Below are 17,050 nucleotides of genomic sequence, written 5' to 3' on the forward strand. Positions count from 1 at the left end.
TGTGCAGCGGGCGATGATGACGCAGCCGGACAAGAAAACGGCGCTGGCTGCCTTCCCCTTGGCCTTCAAATCGCTAAAGTCCCCCGGACCCTAGGACCGGACATAGTCATGAGCAGCGATCCCCTTGTCATCTTCACCCCTTCCGGCAAACGCGGACGCTTCCCGGTCGGCACCCCGGTTCTGACCGCCGCGCGGCAACTCGGCGTCGATCTCGATTCTGTCTGCGGCGGGCGCGGTATCTGTTCGAAATGCCAGATTACGCCGGGTTACGGAGAGTTCTCCAAGCATGGCGTCACGGTCAGTGAGGACGCCCTTTCAGAATGGAACGAGGTCGAGGCGCGGTATGACCGCATCCGCGGCCTGAAGCAGGGCCGCCGTCTTGGCTGTCAAGCCAAGGTGATGGGTGATGTCGTCATTGACGTGCCGCCGGAGAGCCAGGTGCACCGGCAGGTCATCCGCAAGTCGGCCACCCAGCGCGACATCACGATGGACCCGGCGACGCATGCCTATTACGTCGAAGTCGCCGAACCGGACATGCATTCGCCCTCGGGCGATTTCCAGCGGCTTTGTGACGCCCTTCGCGATCAGTGGCAGATCGACGGGCTGGAGGCGGAGACGACGCTGCTCGGCAAGTTGCAGCCGGTGCTGCGCAAGGGCGAGTGGAAGGTGACGGTGGCCATTCACCGCGATCACCGAAACAAGCCGCGCATCATCGACATCTGGCCGGGCTTCTACGAAGGGCGGCTCTACGGCCTTGCGATCGACCTCGGCTCCACCACCATCGCCGCGCATCTCTGCGATCTCAGGAACGGCAACGTGCTGGCCTCCTCGGGTCTCATGAACCCGCAGATCCGCTTTGGTGAGGATCTGATGAGCCGGGTAAGCTACGCGATGATGAACCCCGGCGGCGACAAGGAAATGACCGACGCCGTGCGCACGGCAATCAACGGTTTGGCGCAATCCATCGCCACCGAGGCCGAGATCGATCCCGGCCAGATCGTCGAGACCGTGTTCGTCTGCAACCCGGTCATGCATCACCTGCTGCTGGGCATCGATCCGGTGGAACTCGGCCAGGCCCCCTTCGCGCTGGCAACTTCGGAAAGCATCTCGCTAGCCGCGCGTGATCTGGACTTGACCGCCATCCATGCCAATGCACGCATTTACATCCTGCCGTGCATCGCCGGTCACGTGGGCGCCGACTGCGCCGCCGTCGCGTTGTCGGAGGAACCCAACAAATCCGAGGATATGGTTCTGATCGTCGACGTCGGCACCAATGCCGAGATTCTCTTGGGCAACAAGGATCGGGTTTTGGCCTGTTCATCGCCCACCGGCCCAGCCTTCGAGGGCGCACAGATCAGCGCGGGTCAGCGCGCAGCCCCCGGCGCCATCGAGCGGGTGGAGATCGACCCCGAGACCAAGGAACCCCGCTTCCGCGTCATAGGCTGCGACCTCTGGTCCGATGACGAGGGCTTCGCCACCGCCACCGCCCAGACCGGCATCACCGGCATCTGCGGATCGGGCATCATCGAGGTTGTGGCCGAGATGCGGATGGCGGGCATTCTCGATGCGAGCGGGCTGATCGGATCGGCAGAGCAGGTCGGCACCAACCGCTGTACAGCGACGGGCCGAACCCATGCCTATGTGCTTTACGATGGCACAACGGGCGGCGGACCGCTGATCACCGTAACGCAGGGCGATATCCGGGCTATTCAGCTGGCCAAGTCGGCCCTTTATGCCGGCGCGCGCCTCCTGATGGACGAGTTGGAGATTGAAAAGGTCGACCGCGTGGTTCTGGCGGGTGCCTTCGGCGCCCATATCTCGCCCAAGCACGCGATGGTCCTCGGCATGATCCCGGATGTGCCTTTGGACAAGGTGTTCTCGGCGGGCAATGCCGCGGGCACCGGCGCACGCATCGCGCTCTGCAATATCGGTGCGCGGGCGGCGATCGAGGATGAGGTCAACCGCATCTACAAGGTCGAAACCGCGATCGAGCCGCGCTTTCAGGAGCATTTCGTCGCCGCAAACGCAATCCCCCATGCGACCGCGCCCTTCCCGGAACTCTCGGCCGTCGTCACGCTGCCTGACGTCAGCTTCAACACCGCTGGATCGGGTGCCGAGGGCGGCCGTCGGCGGCGGCGGGGATAGGCCGAAAGCCAATCTGACCGTGGGCCCGTTGGTTCAGACTGGCCGTCCGGAAGGGCCATGAAAATTCAAATTTTCATGGCAAAAGTCATGACGATTTATGGCCCTACCCGACGGGCAGAACCTGGCGTTTGACCATCGTGCGCAGCGCGAAGGAAGATCGGGTGGACCTGATGCCGGGCACCCGCATCAGTTTTTCCTCCAGAAACCGGTCGAAATCGGCAAGGTCGGCCGCGACGACCCGCATCAGGATATCGCGCGAGCCGGTCATTAGGTGGCACTCCATCACCCGATCGAACCCCCGGACCGCGCGTTCGAAGGCGTCGATGGCGTCTTTCGCCTGCCGCTCAAGCTCCACCCAGATGAAGATCGACACCGGCAGGCCGACGCGGCCCTGATCTATCCGCGCCGAATACCCCTCGATCACGCCATCGGCCTCCAGCCGCGACAGTCGACGGGCGCAGGGTGTCTGCGACAAGCCAATCTCGGCAGCGAGATCGGTGACGGAAAGACGTCCGTCGCGCTGAAGCGCGGTGAGCATGCGCCGGTCGGTGGCATCCATGGTGACTTCACCTACATTTTTAAATTTTGGTGGATAATATCACTCAAATCACCAATCTCAACATCAAAGATTGGCGAAAGCCCGCTGTCAAAGGGTGTTATCTTCCATCCATCGCATTCACGGAGCCTACAATGCAGATCACCCGAGTCGCCACAAAAGAGCATGAAGAGGTTTATCGGGTCGAGGACCGGGATTCGGGGCTGACAGGATTCATTGCCATTCATTCGACCACGCTTGGCCCGGCCGCGGGCGGGCTCAGGATGCGGGTCTATCGCAGCGAGGACGAGGCGCTGAGCGACGTTCTGCGCCTGAGCCGGGGCATGACCTTCAAGAATGCCGCCGCCGGTCTGCCGCTCGGCGGTGGCAAGGCGGTGATCATCGGCGATCCGTCGCAGGGCAAGACACCAGACCTGCTGCGGGCCATGGGGCGCGCGGTCGAGACACTGGCCGGTCGATACTGGACCGCCGAGGATATGGGCATGACGACCGCGGATATGGCGGTGCTGGCCGAGGAAACCACCTTTGTTGCCGGTCTGGCCGGTGGGGCCTATGCCAGCGGCGACCCCTCGCCAGTGACTGCGCGGGGCGTTTTCAATGCTGTACGTCGGGCGGCGAAACACAGGCTTGGCAAAGACAGCCTTGACGGGCTGACCGTCGCCGTACAGGGCCTTGGCAATGTCGGGCGCCATCTCTGCGCCCTGATGCATGGCGATGGCGCGCGCCTGATCGTGACCGATATCGACGCGACCCGCGTTGCAGGCGCTGTCGCGGAATGGTCGGCCGAAGCCGTTGCCGAAGACGAGATATACCACGCCGGCGCCGATATCTTCGCCCCCTGCGCCATCGGCGGCATCCTGAATGCCGAAACCATTCCGGCGCTTCGCGTCGCCATCGTCGCTGGCGGTGCCAACAACCAGCTGGTCACCGATGCAGACGCTGATCGCCTCGCGGCCCGCGATATCCTCTACGCGCCTGATTTCGTCGCCAATGGCGGCGGCATCATCAATGTCGCGGCCGAGATCCTGAAAATCTCCGACCGCGAAAGCTGGGTCGCGGCCCAGCTTACGGCGCTCGACCGGACAATGGAGGCGATACTGTCCGCCGCCAAGGCCGAGGGGGTGAGCCCGCATCACGTCGCCGAGCGGATCGTGGCCGAACATATGGCCCGTGCGGCGGCCTGACCCCTTGACGCGCGGCGCGACCCGGCAGATTTTCGGGCCGTGCCGCGAAGGAGCATTCCGATGAAACTCTCGATTCCCGATATGAGCTGCGGTCACTGCAAGGCGTCGGTGGAACGCACGATCATCGACCTCGACAGCCATGCCGATGTCGTGGTTGACCTTAACGCACGCACTGCCGACGTCCGGACCACCGCCCCGGCCGAGGCCGTCTTGACAGTGCTGAAGGCCGAGGGCTATCCGGCGACGATCCTGCGCTGAGGCCCTGGCAATTGCACCAAGGGGGCGATCGGTGCATACTCCGCCCCGCTTGATGGCGCCAAGACCGAAAAAACCGGCGGCGCAGGTGGGATGGGACGAAGGAATGAGGATAGCATTGTTTGCGGCGGCGCTCTGCGCTGTTGCCCCGATGACAGCTTTAGCGGGGCCGATCGACAGTGCCTGCCTGAAATCCGACCGGTCGACCAGCCCGATCATCTGTGACTGTATCCAGCGCGTCGCCAACATGACGCTGACCAGTTCCGACCAGCAACTGGCGGCAAAACTCCTGCGTGATCCTGAAAAGGTTCAGGACATCGCCTATTCGAACCGCGCCAGCCACCGTGAGTTCTGGGCACGCTACACGAACTTTGGCACCGCAGCCGAACAGGTCTGCGCGAACTGAGCGGACAGGCTTGCGGTCAGCCCGACCGCGTCAGCGATGCAACCAGCCCATCGGCGGCCAGTTCGATCAGGTCCAAAGCCCGGTCGAAATCACGCGTGTAGTAGGGATCGGGCACCTCGTCCGTGCCGCAGCCCGGCGCATTTTCGAGCATGAGGTGGAGCGGCGTGGCATTGCCCCCAGGGCGCAGAGCCGAGAGTTCGGCGAGAGTTGCGCGGTCCATCGCCAGAATTAGGTCGAAATCGTCGAAATCCGCCCGCCGCACCTGCCGCGCCCTGAGCGGCGCAAGATCGTAGCCACGCGCGGCCGCCGCTGCGATCATCGGCGGATAGGGCGGACCGCCGATATGCCAGCCGCCGGTTCCGGCGCTGTCCACACTGGCCGCCAGCCCCGCCGCACTGGCCTTGGCGGCAAAAACCGCCTCGGCCGCCGGGGAGCGGCAGATATTGCCGAGACAGACGAAGAGAACGCGCTTCATGCTGGGCCTCCGTCCCCGGCCATGGCAGAAGGAGGGGGCGATGTCAAAACCCGACCATATCGTCATCCTGACAGGCGCCGGGATTTCGGCCGAGAGCGGGCTCGGAACTTTCCGCGATGTCGGCGGTATCTGGTCTCGTTACGACTGGCGCGACCTGGCCACACCCGAAGGCTTCGCCCGCGACCCGGATTTCGTACTCGATTTTTACAACTGGCGGCGCGAGAAGGTACGCGCAGTCAAGCCTAATCCGGCGCATCTCGCGCTTGCCCGGCTCGCCCGGCACTGGCAGGGGCCCGTCACGCTGATCACGCAGAATGTCGATAACCTGCACGAACAGGCGGGAAGCCCCGAGGTGATCCACATGCACGGCACACATCTGACCGCGCTCTGTGCCGCCTGCGGCCACCGCTGGCCTGCACCTGAAGTCATGCGGGCCACCGATCCCTGCCCCGAATGCGCACGCCCCCGGGCCCGGCCCGATGTGGTCTGGTTCGGGGAAACGCCCTATCATCTCAACCGGATCGGCGAGGCTCTGACCTGCGCCGGTCTTTTCGTCTCCATCGGCACATCCGGCACGGTCTACCCCGCCGCCGGTTTCGCCGCGGCGGCCCGCGCCGCGGGGGCGCGGACGCTGGAACTGAACCTCGAACCCTCACAGAACGCGACAGTTTTCGACGAGTCGCGGCATGGCCGGGCGAGCGAGATCGTGCCCGAATGGGTGGCGGAAATGCTCAACGAAAGCTGATCACTTTCTGTCCGGAAATACTCTCGGGGGTGAATGCGCCCGGAACGGGCGCAGAGGGGGCAGACGGCCCCCTGCCCGCCCGCATCAGGGCGCGCCCGTGGCCTCACGCATCGCGGTGAGAAAAGCCGCGACCTCGGCTTCGGTGTTATAATGACTGACCGACACGCGAATGCAGTCCTCATACCCAAGGGGACCGAGGATATTTCCGCAATAATGGTCATTGCGGCGGATATGAACACGGATGCCCCGCTCCGCCAGAAACCGCACCAGATCGCCCGAGGCCATATTCGCAAGGCGCAATGATACAACGCCCTCGCGCCCCTCCACCGCATCGCCGCCGATCAGCGTAACGCCCGGCAGGGCAACAAGTCCGGCGAGATTGCCGGTACCGTGAATCATCGCCGTCATCAGACGCGCCTCATGTCCGGCAATGGCCTTGCCCGCCGCCTCGATCCGGCTCCGCCGCTCGCCGCTTGTCGTGAAGTGACCGCCAAGCCAGTCGAGATAGGCCACGACATCGGAAAAGGTCGCGTAGCTGCCAGCATCGCGGGTCCCAAGTTCCCATGCATCAGCGGGGCCGCCGACAATCTGTTCCTTGACCAAAGCGGTCAGCCGGTCCGAGGCCCAGCCGACGCCGTAGCCATGGCGGGCGAACACCTTGTAGGGCGATACTGCATAGCCATCCGCCAGAACCGCGCCGGTATCGACGGCTCCGTGGCTTGCATGCTGGATGCCGTCGACGATGATGAAGCAATCCGGCGCAACCTCCCGGATCGCCGCCGCAATGCCCGCGACATCGACCGACATGCCCGTCACAGGCGAGGTATGAACGATGGTCGCGACCCTGAGATCGGCCGTCAGGTGCGGGCGGTAGGCCGCCAGCCCGACGGTCCCGGTGGCATCGTCATGCGCGACGCGGATATGGGGTCTGCCCGTCACCGCGGCCCAGCGCGCCATGGCGCTGGCCGAAGCAGGATGTTCAAGGGTGGAACCGAGCATCACGCCGCCCGTTTCGGCCCCGAGCGCGGCGGTGCGGACCAGCCGGAACAACACCTCGGTTCCGCTTTCGCCGACAAAGACCCGGCCACCAGCCGCATTGAAGAACAAAGCCATATCGGCCTTGCCCTTCGCAATCGCAGCCATCAATGCCGCCGCGGCCGGATTGTCGCGGCCCTGATTGTCAGGATAGCCCGCATAGGTCGCTGAAGTCTCGATCACCGATTTCAGCCGCAGCGCGCCGCCGGCATTCTCGAAAAAGATGCGTGGACCTTCGAAGGGACAAGCCTCGACATGGGCGAAACGCGCCCGCACTTCTTCCATCAATCCCGGCTTATCGGCGATCATTCCTGCTCTCCCGCTTTTTGGCCAATTGGGCGCGTCCGGGCGGGGAGGTCAAGCCCGACCGGTCGCGTTCAGCGGAAAGCCGGGCCGTGAGACCAGATCGTGAGCGACCAGCGTTCACCCGCCGTGACCGGCGTGACGCGGTGCAGGACAAAGCTCGGGAAGACGGTCGCCGTGCCGCGCCCTGTCTCGGCGGCATGGATATTGGCGTCGGGCATAAGTTCCAGCACCCCGCCGGAATAGGCATCCGACTCTGAGAGCTGAACCACCATCGTCAGCTTGCGCCGTGCGGCGGCAGCCCCCATGCCGATGTCGGAATGCCAGTCGAAATGCCCCTCGCGCTCAGCCCCGTAACGCGCGACCTGCGCGCTTTCGGCGAATTCGGTCAGCGCGAAATCGAACGCCTCGCGATTGGCGCGGGCGACAAGCTGGATGATGCGGTCCATGACCCATTCCGCCCCCTCGCGTTCATCGAGCCATGCCAGATCGGCGCGGCGGATATTGTGATCGGAGGTGTTGCGGACGAGCCCGGCATCATCCAGCGGCGCGGCGCTGGCAAGCGCGATGATCCGGTCGCATTCCGCGGGATCGAAAGCGTCGGGCAGAGAATAGGGGGTAAACATGGGCGGGTCGCCTGGGTCAGAATTAGGAATCGCCCCCCGATGGCGCGGTTCGGTGCAAAAGTCCGCATCATGTGCGACCGCAATGTCGCTTTTCGCATTCGGATCTATTGTGAATCCGCGCGGGGCCGCGTCAAAGCTGCCCGCCACCCCGTTTCTGCGACATCATCGCCGCCACCTCCGCATCCGGCACCGCATCGGAAGCATAGGTGAATGTGCCCGCCTCCAGCACCTCCCTGCCTGCCCGTATCAGCGCGCCGAGCGCGGCACGGGCAAAAGAGCCACCGGTGCTGATGCGCCTGACCCCGGCCCCGGAGAGATCGGCGACCGTATGGTTCGGCCCCGACAGGCCCATCACGAAATTCACCGGCCTGTCCACCTCTCGGCATACCGTTCGGATCGCTTCCAGATCAGGCAGCCCCGGCGCATAGAGCACATCCGCCCCTGCCTCGGCGAAGGCCTGCAGGCGGGCAATCGTATCGTTCAGGTCGGGCCGTCCGTAAAGGAAATTCTCAGCGCGGGCGGTCAGCAGGAAAGACCGCCCCCGCGCGGCCTCAACCGCCGCCCTGATCCGGTCGACCGCCAGCCCGAAAGGGTGAATCGGATCATCGGGATCGCCCGTGGCATCCTCGATCGCACCGCCGACAAGGCCCCGCTCAGCCGCCATGATCACGGTTTCGGCCACCGTCTCGGGCGCGGGTCCGAAACCGTCCTCAAGATCGACGCTGACCGGCAGGTCGGTGGCGGCCGCGATGGCAGCGGCATTGGTCAGCACCTCATCGCGGGAGAGTGCGGCAAAGGAATCCCGCTTGCCGACCGAAAAGGCATATCCCGCGCTGGTGGTTGCAATCGCCTCGTATCCCAAAGCGGTCAAGATCATCGCAGACCCGGCATCCCAGGCATTGGGCATCACGAAGGCCCCTGCCCGATCATGCATTGCCCGGAACCTGTCGAATTTGACCTTTCGGACCGCCATCACGCCACTCCCTGATTACCAAAACAAGAACATAATAGGAACACTTTCATCGCACGGCAATCACGCCCTGCCGATGACGCGAGGTTCCTCAAGACGGCCATAGTTTCGCCGTTTACAGATTGGATACAACTTCACAACAAACTGGCCGAGAGACGCGCAGATGTCGACCAAATGGACTATGATCACCGGTGCCTCCGAGGGGCTGGGCGTGGAATTCGCGCGCCTTGCGGCGGCCGAGGGACGTGACCTGATCCTCGTCGCGCGGCAGGCACAGAAACTGGAACGTCTGGCCGATGAACTGCGCGCCAAGCACAATGTCGCCATCGAGGTGCTGCCGACCGACCTTGAAGACCCGAAGGCTGTTGAGGCCCTGTGGCGACGGGCCGAGATGCGCCGCCATATCGACATTCTCGTGAACAATGCCGGGCTTGGCTACAATGGCCCCTTCACCGGTGCCGATTTCACCCGTGAAATGGCGTCGATCATGGTCAATGTGACGGCCCTCACAACACTTACCAAACGTGCGGTCGCTCATATGACCCGGCAGGGCGGCGGACGCATCCTGAATGTGGGCTCCGCGGCCGGGTTCATGCCGGGACCGAACATGGCGGTCTACCACGCGACCAAGGCCTATGTGCTGTCGCTGACCGAGGCCGTGGCCGAAGAGCTGCGTGGCGGCCCGGTCACGGTGACGGCGCTTTGCCCGGGCGCGACGGCCACCAATTTTGCCAAGGATGCGCAGATGGAGGGGATCGCTCTCTTCAAGGCGTTGCCGCCTGCTTCAGCCAAGCGCGTTGCGAAAGCGGGCTGGAAGGCGATGAAGAAGGGCAAGCGGATTCGCGTGACCGGCCTTCAAAACAAGTTCTTCGCCTTTGCCCCCCGGTTCGCGCCGCGCTTTCTCGTGCCCCGGATCGCTGCATTGTTCCTGAAATAGAACCGCCAGACCTGCGTTAGCGCCACCACGTTTGCATGGGCCGCGTGAAGCGCCTAGAAGCCGGGATCAGGATTTGATCCATGGGTTTCAGCATTCCGGCGGAGGTGAACATGTCGCGGCAAAAACAGGCGGAACAGATGCGCTCGGGCAAGGGCTTCATTGCCGCGCTGGACCAGAGCGGCGGCTCGACGCCAAAGGCGCTCAAGCTCTACGGGATCGGCGAGGATGCCTATTCGAATGATGCCGAGATGTTCGGCCTGATCCACCAGATGCGTGCCCGCATCGCCACCTCGCCCGCCTTCACCGGTGAGCGCGTGATCGGCGCGATCCTGTTCGAAAAAACCATGGACGATGAGATCAGCGGTAAGCCCTCGGCGACCTATCTGTGGGAAGATCGCGGCGTGGTGCCCTTCCTGAAGATCGACAAGGGACTTGAAGAGGCCAAGGACGGCGTGAAGCTGATGAAGCCCATTGGCGGCCTCGATGCCCTCCTGAGCCGCGCCGTCAAGGCGGGCATCTTCGGCACCAAGGAACGCTCGGTCATCGACGCGGCCAACCCGGCGGGCATCGCCGCCATCGTGGCGCAGCAGTTCGATCTGGGCCGTCAGGTTCTGGCCCATGGGCTGGTGCCGATCATCGAGCCCGAGGTCACAATCTCCATCGCCGACAAGGCCGAGGCGGAGGACATCCTGCTGGCGGAACTGAAAAGGCACCTCGACGCCCTGCCCGCCGATCAGCAGGTCATGCTGAAGCTGACGCTGCCGACCAAGGCCAATCTTTACAAGCCGCTGGTCGATCATCCGCGTGTGATGCGGGTCGTTGCCTTGTCGGGCGGTTACAGCCGTGATGAGGCCAATGCGCTTCTGGCCCAGAATACCGGCATGATCGCGAGCTTCAGCCGCGCCCTGACCGAAGGTCTGTCGGCGCAGCAGTCTGACGCAGAATTCAATGCGGTTCTGGACACCACGATCCAGTCGATCCGCGACGCCTCGGTCGCTGGTTGATCGCGCAAAAACCCGCAAAAACCTTGGGAAAATCGCGAAGGGGGATTCCCTTCGCGAATCTCCTGTGCAATGATTCGCGAGCCCGCCCGCAAGAGGCGGTGAAACGAGGCAGAGCATGAATGCACCGCGCAAACGTCCGGCCCTTGCCATGGCGCTCTATCTGATGACGGCGTCCGCGCTCGGCTTCTATTTCACCTTTGCCGCTGTGCAGGGTGATTTCGGCGTGTTCCGGCGGGTGCAGGCGACGGCTGAACGGGACGCGCTGACAGCCGAGCGGGACCGGCTGAAATCCGAGGTCGCGCGGATGGCCAATCTGACGCATCGCCTGTCCGACACCTATCTCGATCTTGACCTTTTGGACGAACGCGCGCGGGACGTGCTTGGACTGGTGCGCGCTGACGAAATCGTCATTCACTAGCGCATCGCGGCAAACCACGCCTTTCGTCACTTTCTGTCGGAAAATACTCCGGGGGTCCGGGCGCAGCGCCCCCGGTGGGTCGGATCGCCAGGGGCGATCCGATATTAAAGTCGCCACGCACAAATATTGCTCGCGATTTAACCGCAGTTACGCTATAAGATAGTTTAACGTTGAACTACTTTCTCGCCATTGGGAGGTTCTCGGCATGGCCGCAAGAAAAAGCGCCGCGAAATCAAATACATCTAAAGAAGAATTGCTGACCTATTACCGGGAGATGCTGCTCATCCGCCGATTCGAGGAAAAGGCAGGTCAGCTTTACGGGATGGGTCTGATCGGTGGTTTCTGCCATCTCTACATCGGGCAAGAGGCGGTCGTGGTCGGATTGGAAGCCGCGGCCGAAGAGGGCGACAAGCGCATCACCTCCTACCGCGATCACGGTCATATGCTGGCCTGCGGCATGGACCCCAAGGGCGTCATGGCCGAACTGACGGGCCGTGAGGGCGGCCTCTCAAAAGGCAAGGGCGGCTCCATGCACATGTTCTCGAAAGAGAAGCATTTCTATGGCGGCCACGGCATCGTCGGCGCTCAGGTGCCACTTGGCGCCGGCCTCGCCTTCGCCGACAAGTACAAGGACAACAAACGCGTCACCTTCACCTATTTCGGCGACGGTGCCGCGAACCAGGGCCAGGTCTACGAGACTTTCAATATGGCCGCCCTGTGGAAACTGCCGGTGATCTTCGTGATCGAGAACAACCAGTATGCGATGGGCACGGCGCAGAAACGCTCCACCTCCACTCCCGAATTGCATACGCGCGGCCTCGCCTTCGGCATTCCGGGCGAAACGGTCGACGGCATGGACGTGCTGGCAGTGAAGGCGGCAAGCGAGAAGGCCACGGAGCACTGCCGCGCGGGCAAGGGTCCGTACATCCTCGAAGTCATGACCTACCGCTATCGCGGCCACTCGATGTCGGACCCGGCCAAGTACCGGACCCGCGAGGAAGTCCAGAAGATGCGCGATGAACGCGATCCGATCGAACATGTGCGCGAACTGCTTCTGCAGGGCAAGCATGCGACCGATGACGACCTGAAGGCCATAGACAAAGAGATCAAGGCCGTCGTCAACGAGGCCGCTGAATTCTCCAAGACCAGCCCGGAACCGGCGCTCGACGAGCTCTGGACCGACATCTACGCGTAAGGGGGACACGCACATGGCTACCGAAATTCTCATGCCCGCGCTTTCCCCGACGATGGAGGAAGGCAAACTTGCGAAATGGCTGGTGAAGGAGGGCGACACGGTGTCGTCCGGCCAGATCCTCGCCGAGATCGAAACCGACAAGGCGACGATGGAATTCGAGGCAGTCGATGAAGGCATCGTCGGCCGTATCCTCGTGACAGAAGGCACCGAAGGCGTGAAGGTGAATACGCCCATCGCGGTGCTGGTCGAGGAAGGCGAAAGCGCCGATGCGGCCGCTGCTGCGGCACCGGCGGCCGAGGCCCCTGCGCCCGCACCCACCGCTGCGGCACCCGCGGCTGCCGCGCCCGCAGCGCCGAAAGCGGACACCTCGCCCGACTGGCCGACAGGCACGGCGATGAAAACTATGACCGTGCGTGAGGCTTTGCGAGAAGCGATGGCCGAAGAGATGCGCCGCGATCAGGACGTCTACCTGATGGGCGAGGAAGTCGGCGAATATCAGGGCGCGTACAAGATTAGCCAGGGCCTCTTGGACGAATTCAGCGACAAGCGGGTGATCGACACCCCGATCACCGAGCATGGCTTTGCCGGTATCGCGGTCGGTTCCGCCTTCGGCGGCCTGAAGCCGATCGTCGAGTTTATGACCTTCAACTTCGCGATGCAGGCGATCGACCACATCATCAACTCGGCTGCAAAGACGCTCTATATGTCAGGCGGCCAGATGGGGTGTCCGATTGTCTTCCGCGGACCGAACGGCGCGGCGGCCCGCGTGGCTGCCCAGCACAGCCAGGATTACGCCGCCTGGTACGCGCAGATCCCCGGCCTGAAGGTCGTGCAGCCCTATTCGGCGGCTGATGCCAAGGGCCTCCTGAAATCGGCGATCCGCGATCCGAACCCCGTCATCTTCCTTGAGAACGAAATCCTCTATGGTCGCTCCTTCGAGGTGCCGGATATGGACGATTTCACCATCCCCTTCGGCAAGGCCAAAATCTGGCGCGAAGGCACGGATGTGACGCTGGTCTCGTTCGGGATCGGCATGACCCACACGCTGGACGCGGCGGACAAGCTCGCCGCCGAGGGGATCAGCGCCGAGGTGATCGACCTGCGCACGCTGCGCCCGATCGACTATGACACCGTCATCGCTTCGGTCATGAAGACCAACCGCTGTGTGACGGTTGAAGAGGGCTGGCCCGTCGCCTCGATCGGCAACCACCTCTCGGCAGTGATCATGGAACGCGCCTTCGATTACCTCGACGCGCCGGTGATCAACTGCACCGGCAAGGACGTGCCGATGCCCTATGCGGCGAACCTTGAAAAGCACGCGCTGGTGACCTCGGACGAGGTCGTGGCAGCGGTCAAGCAAGTCACCTACCGGTAAGGAGCGAAAGACATGGCAACCGAAATCCTGATGCCCGCTCTGTCACCGACGATGGAGGAGGGAACGCTCGCGAAATGGCTGGTGAAGGAGGGCGATACCGTCTCCTCCGGCGATATCCTGGCCGAGATCGAAACCGACAAGGCGACGATGGAATTCGAGGCGGTCGATGAAGGGATCGTGGGCCGCATCCTCGTGGCCGAAGGGACGGCGGGTGTGAAGGTAAACACCCCCATCGCCGTTCTGGTCGAGGAAGGTGAAAGCGCTGATGCGGCTCCTGCCCCCGCAGCGGCACCTGCTGCGGCCTCCCCCGCCCCGGCTGCAGCCGCACCGGCGGCTGCAGCCCCGGCACCAGCCCCCGCCGCACCGAAACCGGACGGCAAGCGTGTGATCGCCTCGCCGCTCGCACGCCGGTTGGCAAAGGAAAAGGGCATCGACATCGCGACCCTGACCGGCTCCGGCCCGCATGGGCGGATCGTCAAGGCCGATGTCGAAGGTGCAAGCGCGGTGCCGAAGGCCGCGACCCCTGCGGCGGCACCGGCAGCCGCACCTGCGGCTCCGGCGGTGGCTCCTGCCGGGCCGTCGGCCGATATGGTTGCGCGGATGTACGAGGGTCGGGAATATGAGGAAATCCCGCTCGACGGCATGCGCAAGACCATCGCGGCCCGGCTGACCGAGGCCAAGCAGACGATCCCGCATTTCTACCTGCGTCGTGAGGTGCAGCTTGATGCACTGATGAAGTTCCGCGGTCAGCTCAACGCCCAGCTTGAAGGGCGTGGCGTGAAACTGTCGGTAAACGACTTCATCATCAAGGCCTGCGCGCTGGCGCTTCAGGATGTGCCCGATGCCAATGCTGTCTGGGCGGGCGACCGGATGCTGAAGCTGAAACCTTCGGACGTGGCCGTTGCAGTCGCCATTGAAGGCGGGCTCTTCACGCCGGTCCTGAAAGATGCGCACCAGAAAACGATTTCTGCCCTCTCGGCCGAAATGAAGGATCTCGCGACCCGGGCACGAAACCGCAAGCTGGCCCCCCACGAATATCAGGGCGGCAGCTTCGCGATTTCCAACCTTGGCATGATGGGGATCGAAAATTTCGACGCCGTCATCAACCCACCGCATGGCGCGATCCTGGCCGTTGGCGCGGGGATCAAGAAGCCGGTCGTGAAGGCGGATGGAGAGATTGGCGTAGCGACGGTTATGTCGATGACGCTTTCGGTCGATCATCGGGTTATCGACGGCGCACTTGGCGCCGAACTTCTGAAAGCCATTGTCGGCTATCTCGAAAGCCCGATGTCGATGCTAGCCTGACCTGACGGGCGGGAGGTCACACTCCCGCCCCTCGCACCATGGGCGGCCAATCCAGATGACCCGGATTCTCGTTCTTCATACCGGTGGCACCATCGGCATGGCGCATGGACCCAATGGCCTCGCGCCGCAGCCGGGGCTTGTCGAGGAGGCGCTTATCCGTCTCGCGCCACCCAAGCTCGACCTGACGATTCACAGTTTTGACCCGCTGATCGACAGCGCCGAAATGGGACCGGCGGTTTGGAACCGGCTGATCGACCGGATCGCGGAGTGGTCGGGGGACGGTATAATCTTTACCCACGGCACCGATACGATGGCCTTCACCGGCGCCGCCCTGTCGGCGGCACTTCCGGGCCTGCCGATCCCCGTCGTTCTGACCGGTTCGATGAAGCCACTCGGGGTGCCTGGGGACGCCGAGTCCAACCTCATTCTGGCGCTCGATGCCGTCAGCGGAGCGGCCCCGGGCGTTTGGCTTGCCTTCTCCGGGCGCATTCTCACGGGGGCGTCCGTGGTAAAACACCATTCTTCCGCGCCCGATTCCTTTCGCGAAACGCAAGCTGCGATTTCGATGCGTGGTCCCTTCGCCCCAAGACACTTTCCCGATCGGAAGCTCGCCATCCTGACCCTCGCCCCCGGCTTCGGGGCTGCCGTCGACGCATTTGGCGCAGCCCTTGAACACCTCGATGGGGCCATCCTCAGGGTATTCGGTGCCGGTACCATGATGCAGGACCCGAAGCTGCTGTCGGTGCTCTCTGCCGCAACCGGACGTGGCTGCAGGATCGTCGCCGTCAGCCAATGCGAACGCGGGGGGCTTACCCCCGGCGCCTATGCGGCAGGGGAAGCGTTGTGGGCTTCAGGAGTTGAAAACGGCGGCACGAAAACAGCCGAACGCGCGCTCGCCGATCTCTGGCTCGACCTCTGACGCCGCTACGGCGTCAGACGCCACCATCAATGATCTGATCCATTGTCAGCGCGGGTTGCTCGCACCCGGCTTCACCAACGACACGTGCGGGCACGCCCGCGACGGTGGTGCATTTCGGGACTTCGTGCAGCACGACAGACCCCGCCGCGATGCGAGAGCAGTCGCCAACCCTGATATTGCCAAGGATTTTTGCACCAGCCCCGATCAGCACACCATTGCCAATCTTCGGATGGCGGTCGCCATCTTCCTTGCCCGTGCCGCCAAGCGTCACCGAGTGCAGCATGGAAACATTATCGCCAACTACAGCCGTCTCGCCGATGACGATTGAATGCGCATGATCGATCATAATTCCCTTGCCCACGATGGCGCCGGGATGAATGTCGACGCCAAAGACCTCGCTCACACGCATCTGGACAAAATAGGCCAGATCGCGGCGCCCGGTCTGCCACAACCAGTGACCGATCCGGTAGCACTGAACCGCCTGGAAGCCCTTGAAAAACAACACCGGCTGCAGGAAGCGGTGGCAGGCCGGATCACGGTCATAGACCGCGACGATATCGGCCCGCGCCGACTGCCCGATTTCGGGATCAGCGGCATAGGCCTCGTCGGCGATCTCACGCAGGATCTGCTCGCTCATCTCACCTGAAGCAAGCTTCAGGGAAAAGCGGTAGGCGAGCGCGCGCTCCAGCGACGGATGATGCAGAAGGCTGGAATGGATGAGCCCGCCCAGAAGCGGCTCATCGCGAACCGCCGCACGGGCCTCCTCGCAAATATGCGACCAGACCGGATCGACCTGAGCAACCTTACGTTTCGTTTCGGCCATGACGGTGCCCTCCGCTTGCAGACCCTTTATAGCAGATAGAGATAAGGCGCAAAACCGGAAGAGGAAAGGCAATGGGTCATCAAGTTTTGCGATGCTTCCAATCAAGCAGTGTTTCAATCACCGCTGCCATCGCTTCCAGATAACGTGTGTCTGACTGAAATGGCTCTGTAACTTTGGCAGCTTTGCCCATGACGGCCCCGGCAAGACTGCCATTCCCCCAGAACGGATGCGACCGGCCCTTATGCTTGCGGTACAAGTCCGCCGCATGGGCGCATTCCAGAACCCGAACGATCTCGGAAATGCGGCAGGCAGGCGGCAGATCGACAACCGCCCTTGCTAAAGCGATCACATCGCCATGCGTAACTTGCCGCATG

The 17,050-nt window shown here is 63.3% G+C and carries 19 protein-coding genes; 12 read left to right on the forward strand and 7 right to left on the reverse strand.

Annotated features, from left to right (window positions below):
- Positions 1 to 108 precede the first annotated feature (108 nt).
- Complete coding sequence (locus OEZ71_RS02095; protein WP_263738270.1) at positions 109 to 2,145, forward strand: ASKHA domain-containing protein; 2,037 nt, start codon at positions 109 to 111, stop codon at positions 2,143 to 2,145.
- 103 nt (positions 2,146 to 2,248) lie between these two features.
- On the opposite strand, the gene OEZ71_RS02100 is transcribed toward OEZ71_RS02095, so the two are convergent.
- Positions 2,249 to 2,704: an Lrp/AsnC family transcriptional regulator gene (locus OEZ71_RS02100; RefSeq protein ID WP_263738271.1), complete on the reverse strand. Its 456-nt coding sequence runs from the start codon at positions 2,702 to 2,704 to the stop codon at positions 2,249 to 2,251.
- Between the two features lie 131 nt (positions 2,705 to 2,835).
- On the opposite strand from OEZ71_RS02100, the gene OEZ71_RS02105 reads away from it, so the two are divergent.
- The 3 genes from OEZ71_RS02105 to OEZ71_RS02115 all read left to right on the forward strand — a co-directional run bounded on the left by OEZ71_RS02105 (position 2,836) and on the right by OEZ71_RS02115 (position 4,546).
- Positions 2,836 to 3,885, forward strand: a complete 1,050-nt coding sequence (locus OEZ71_RS02105; RefSeq protein WP_263738272.1) for a Glu/Leu/Phe/Val family dehydrogenase — start codon at positions 2,836 to 2,838, stop codon at positions 3,883 to 3,885.
- Positions 3,886 to 3,945: 60 nt separating this feature from the next.
- Positions 3,946 to 4,143 carry a heavy-metal-associated domain-containing protein gene (locus OEZ71_RS02110; protein ID WP_263738273.1) on the forward strand — a complete coding sequence of 66 codons (198 nt, stop codon included), beginning with the start codon at positions 3,946 to 3,948 and terminating at the stop codon, positions 4,141 to 4,143.
- A 103-nt stretch (positions 4,144 to 4,246) separates the two neighbouring features.
- Entirely contained in the window at positions 4,247 to 4,546 is a 300-nt protein-coding gene (locus OEZ71_RS02115; protein WP_263738274.1) for a hypothetical protein, read from the forward strand.
- 16 nt (positions 4,547 to 4,562) lie between these two features.
- Here the strand turns inward: OEZ71_RS02115 and OEZ71_RS02120 are convergent, their stop codons facing one another.
- Positions 4,563 to 5,021, reverse strand: coding sequence for a low molecular weight protein-tyrosine-phosphatase (locus OEZ71_RS02120; protein WP_263738275.1), 459 nt, complete (start codon positions 5,019 to 5,021; stop codon positions 4,563 to 4,565).
- Between the two features lie 40 nt (positions 5,022 to 5,061).
- Here OEZ71_RS02120 and OEZ71_RS02125 point away from each other — a divergent pair, with 40 nt between their 5' ends.
- Positions 5,062 to 5,766: an NAD-dependent deacylase gene (locus OEZ71_RS02125; protein WP_263738276.1), complete on the forward strand. Its 705-nt coding sequence runs from the start codon at positions 5,062 to 5,064 to the stop codon at positions 5,764 to 5,766.
- Positions 5,767 to 5,850: 84 nt separating this feature from the next.
- Here the strand turns inward: OEZ71_RS02125 and OEZ71_RS02130 are convergent, their stop codons facing one another.
- From OEZ71_RS02130 to OEZ71_RS02140, 3 genes are all read right to left on the reverse strand, one after another.
- Complete coding sequence (locus tag OEZ71_RS02130) at positions 5,851 to 7,110, reverse strand: aminotransferase class V-fold PLP-dependent enzyme (protein WP_263738277.1); 1,260 nt, start codon at positions 7,108 to 7,110, stop codon at positions 5,851 to 5,853.
- Between the two features lie 68 nt (positions 7,111 to 7,178).
- Positions 7,179 to 7,730, reverse strand: coding sequence for a 2OG-Fe(II) oxygenase (locus tag OEZ71_RS02135; RefSeq protein ID WP_263738278.1), 552 nt, complete (start codon positions 7,728 to 7,730; stop codon positions 7,179 to 7,181).
- Between the two features lie 130 nt (positions 7,731 to 7,860).
- Positions 7,861 to 8,703 carry an isocitrate lyase/PEP mutase family protein gene (locus tag OEZ71_RS02140; RefSeq protein ID WP_263738279.1) on the reverse strand — a complete coding sequence of 281 codons (843 nt, stop codon included), beginning with the start codon at positions 8,701 to 8,703 and terminating at the stop codon, positions 7,861 to 7,863.
- A gap of 160 nt (positions 8,704 to 8,863) precedes the next feature.
- Here OEZ71_RS02140 and OEZ71_RS02145 point away from each other — a divergent pair, with 160 nt between their 5' ends.
- The 7 genes from OEZ71_RS02145 (at position 8,864) to OEZ71_RS02175 (ending at position 15,853) form a co-directional block, all read left to right on the forward strand.
- On the forward strand, positions 8,864 to 9,637 hold the full coding sequence (locus tag OEZ71_RS02145; RefSeq protein WP_263738280.1) for an SDR family NAD(P)-dependent oxidoreductase: 774 nt from the start codon (positions 8,864 to 8,866) through the stop codon (positions 9,635 to 9,637).
- Positions 9,638 to 9,747: 110 nt separating this feature from the next.
- A complete protein-coding gene (locus tag OEZ71_RS02150; RefSeq protein WP_263738980.1) occupies positions 9,748 to 10,641 on the forward strand; it encodes a fructose bisphosphate aldolase in 894 nt (297 codons plus the stop codon).
- 115 nt (positions 10,642 to 10,756) lie between these two features.
- A complete protein-coding gene (locus OEZ71_RS02155; RefSeq protein WP_263738281.1) occupies positions 10,757 to 11,059 on the forward strand; it encodes an FtsB family cell division protein in 303 nt (100 codons plus the stop codon).
- 205 nt (positions 11,060 to 11,264) lie between these two features.
- Positions 11,265 to 12,254 (forward strand): pyruvate dehydrogenase (acetyl-transferring) E1 component subunit alpha, encoded by a 990-nt coding sequence (gene pdhA / locus OEZ71_RS02160; protein ID WP_263738282.1) that lies wholly within the window; start codon positions 11,265 to 11,267, stop codon positions 12,252 to 12,254.
- A gap of 13 nt (positions 12,255 to 12,267) precedes the next feature.
- Positions 12,268 to 13,629, forward strand: coding sequence for a pyruvate dehydrogenase complex E1 component subunit beta (locus tag OEZ71_RS02165; RefSeq protein WP_263738283.1), 1,362 nt, complete (start codon positions 12,268 to 12,270; stop codon positions 13,627 to 13,629).
- Between the two features lie 12 nt (positions 13,630 to 13,641).
- Entirely contained in the window at positions 13,642 to 14,934 is a 1,293-nt protein-coding gene (locus OEZ71_RS02170) for a pyruvate dehydrogenase complex dihydrolipoamide acetyltransferase (RefSeq protein WP_263738284.1), read from the forward strand.
- 55 nt (positions 14,935 to 14,989) lie between these two features.
- The gene (locus OEZ71_RS02175) at positions 14,990 to 15,853 is read left to right on the forward strand and encodes an asparaginase domain-containing protein (RefSeq protein ID WP_263738285.1); all 864 of its coding nucleotides are present in this window, start codon (positions 14,990 to 14,992) and stop codon (positions 15,851 to 15,853) included.
- Between the two features lie 13 nt (positions 15,854 to 15,866).
- On the opposite strand, the gene cysE is transcribed toward OEZ71_RS02175, so the two are convergent.
- Both cysE and OEZ71_RS02185 read right to left on the reverse strand, forming a co-directional pair.
- Positions 15,867 to 16,676 carry a serine O-acetyltransferase gene (gene cysE / locus OEZ71_RS02180; RefSeq protein ID WP_263738286.1) on the reverse strand — a complete coding sequence of 270 codons (810 nt, stop codon included), beginning with the start codon at positions 16,674 to 16,676 and terminating at the stop codon, positions 15,867 to 15,869.
- A gap of 79 nt (positions 16,677 to 16,755) precedes the next feature.
- Positions 16,756 to 17,049, reverse strand: a complete 294-nt coding sequence (locus OEZ71_RS02185; protein WP_263738287.1) for a DUF7742 family protein — start codon at positions 17,047 to 17,049, stop codon at positions 16,756 to 16,758.
- Between the last annotated feature and the right edge of the window lies 1 nt (position 17,050).

Origin of the sequence: Albidovulum litorale, from assembly GCF_025751495.1 — a bacterium.
Classification (GTDB): Bacteria; Pseudomonadota; Alphaproteobacteria; order Rhodobacterales; family Rhodobacteraceae; genus Albidovulum; species Albidovulum litorale.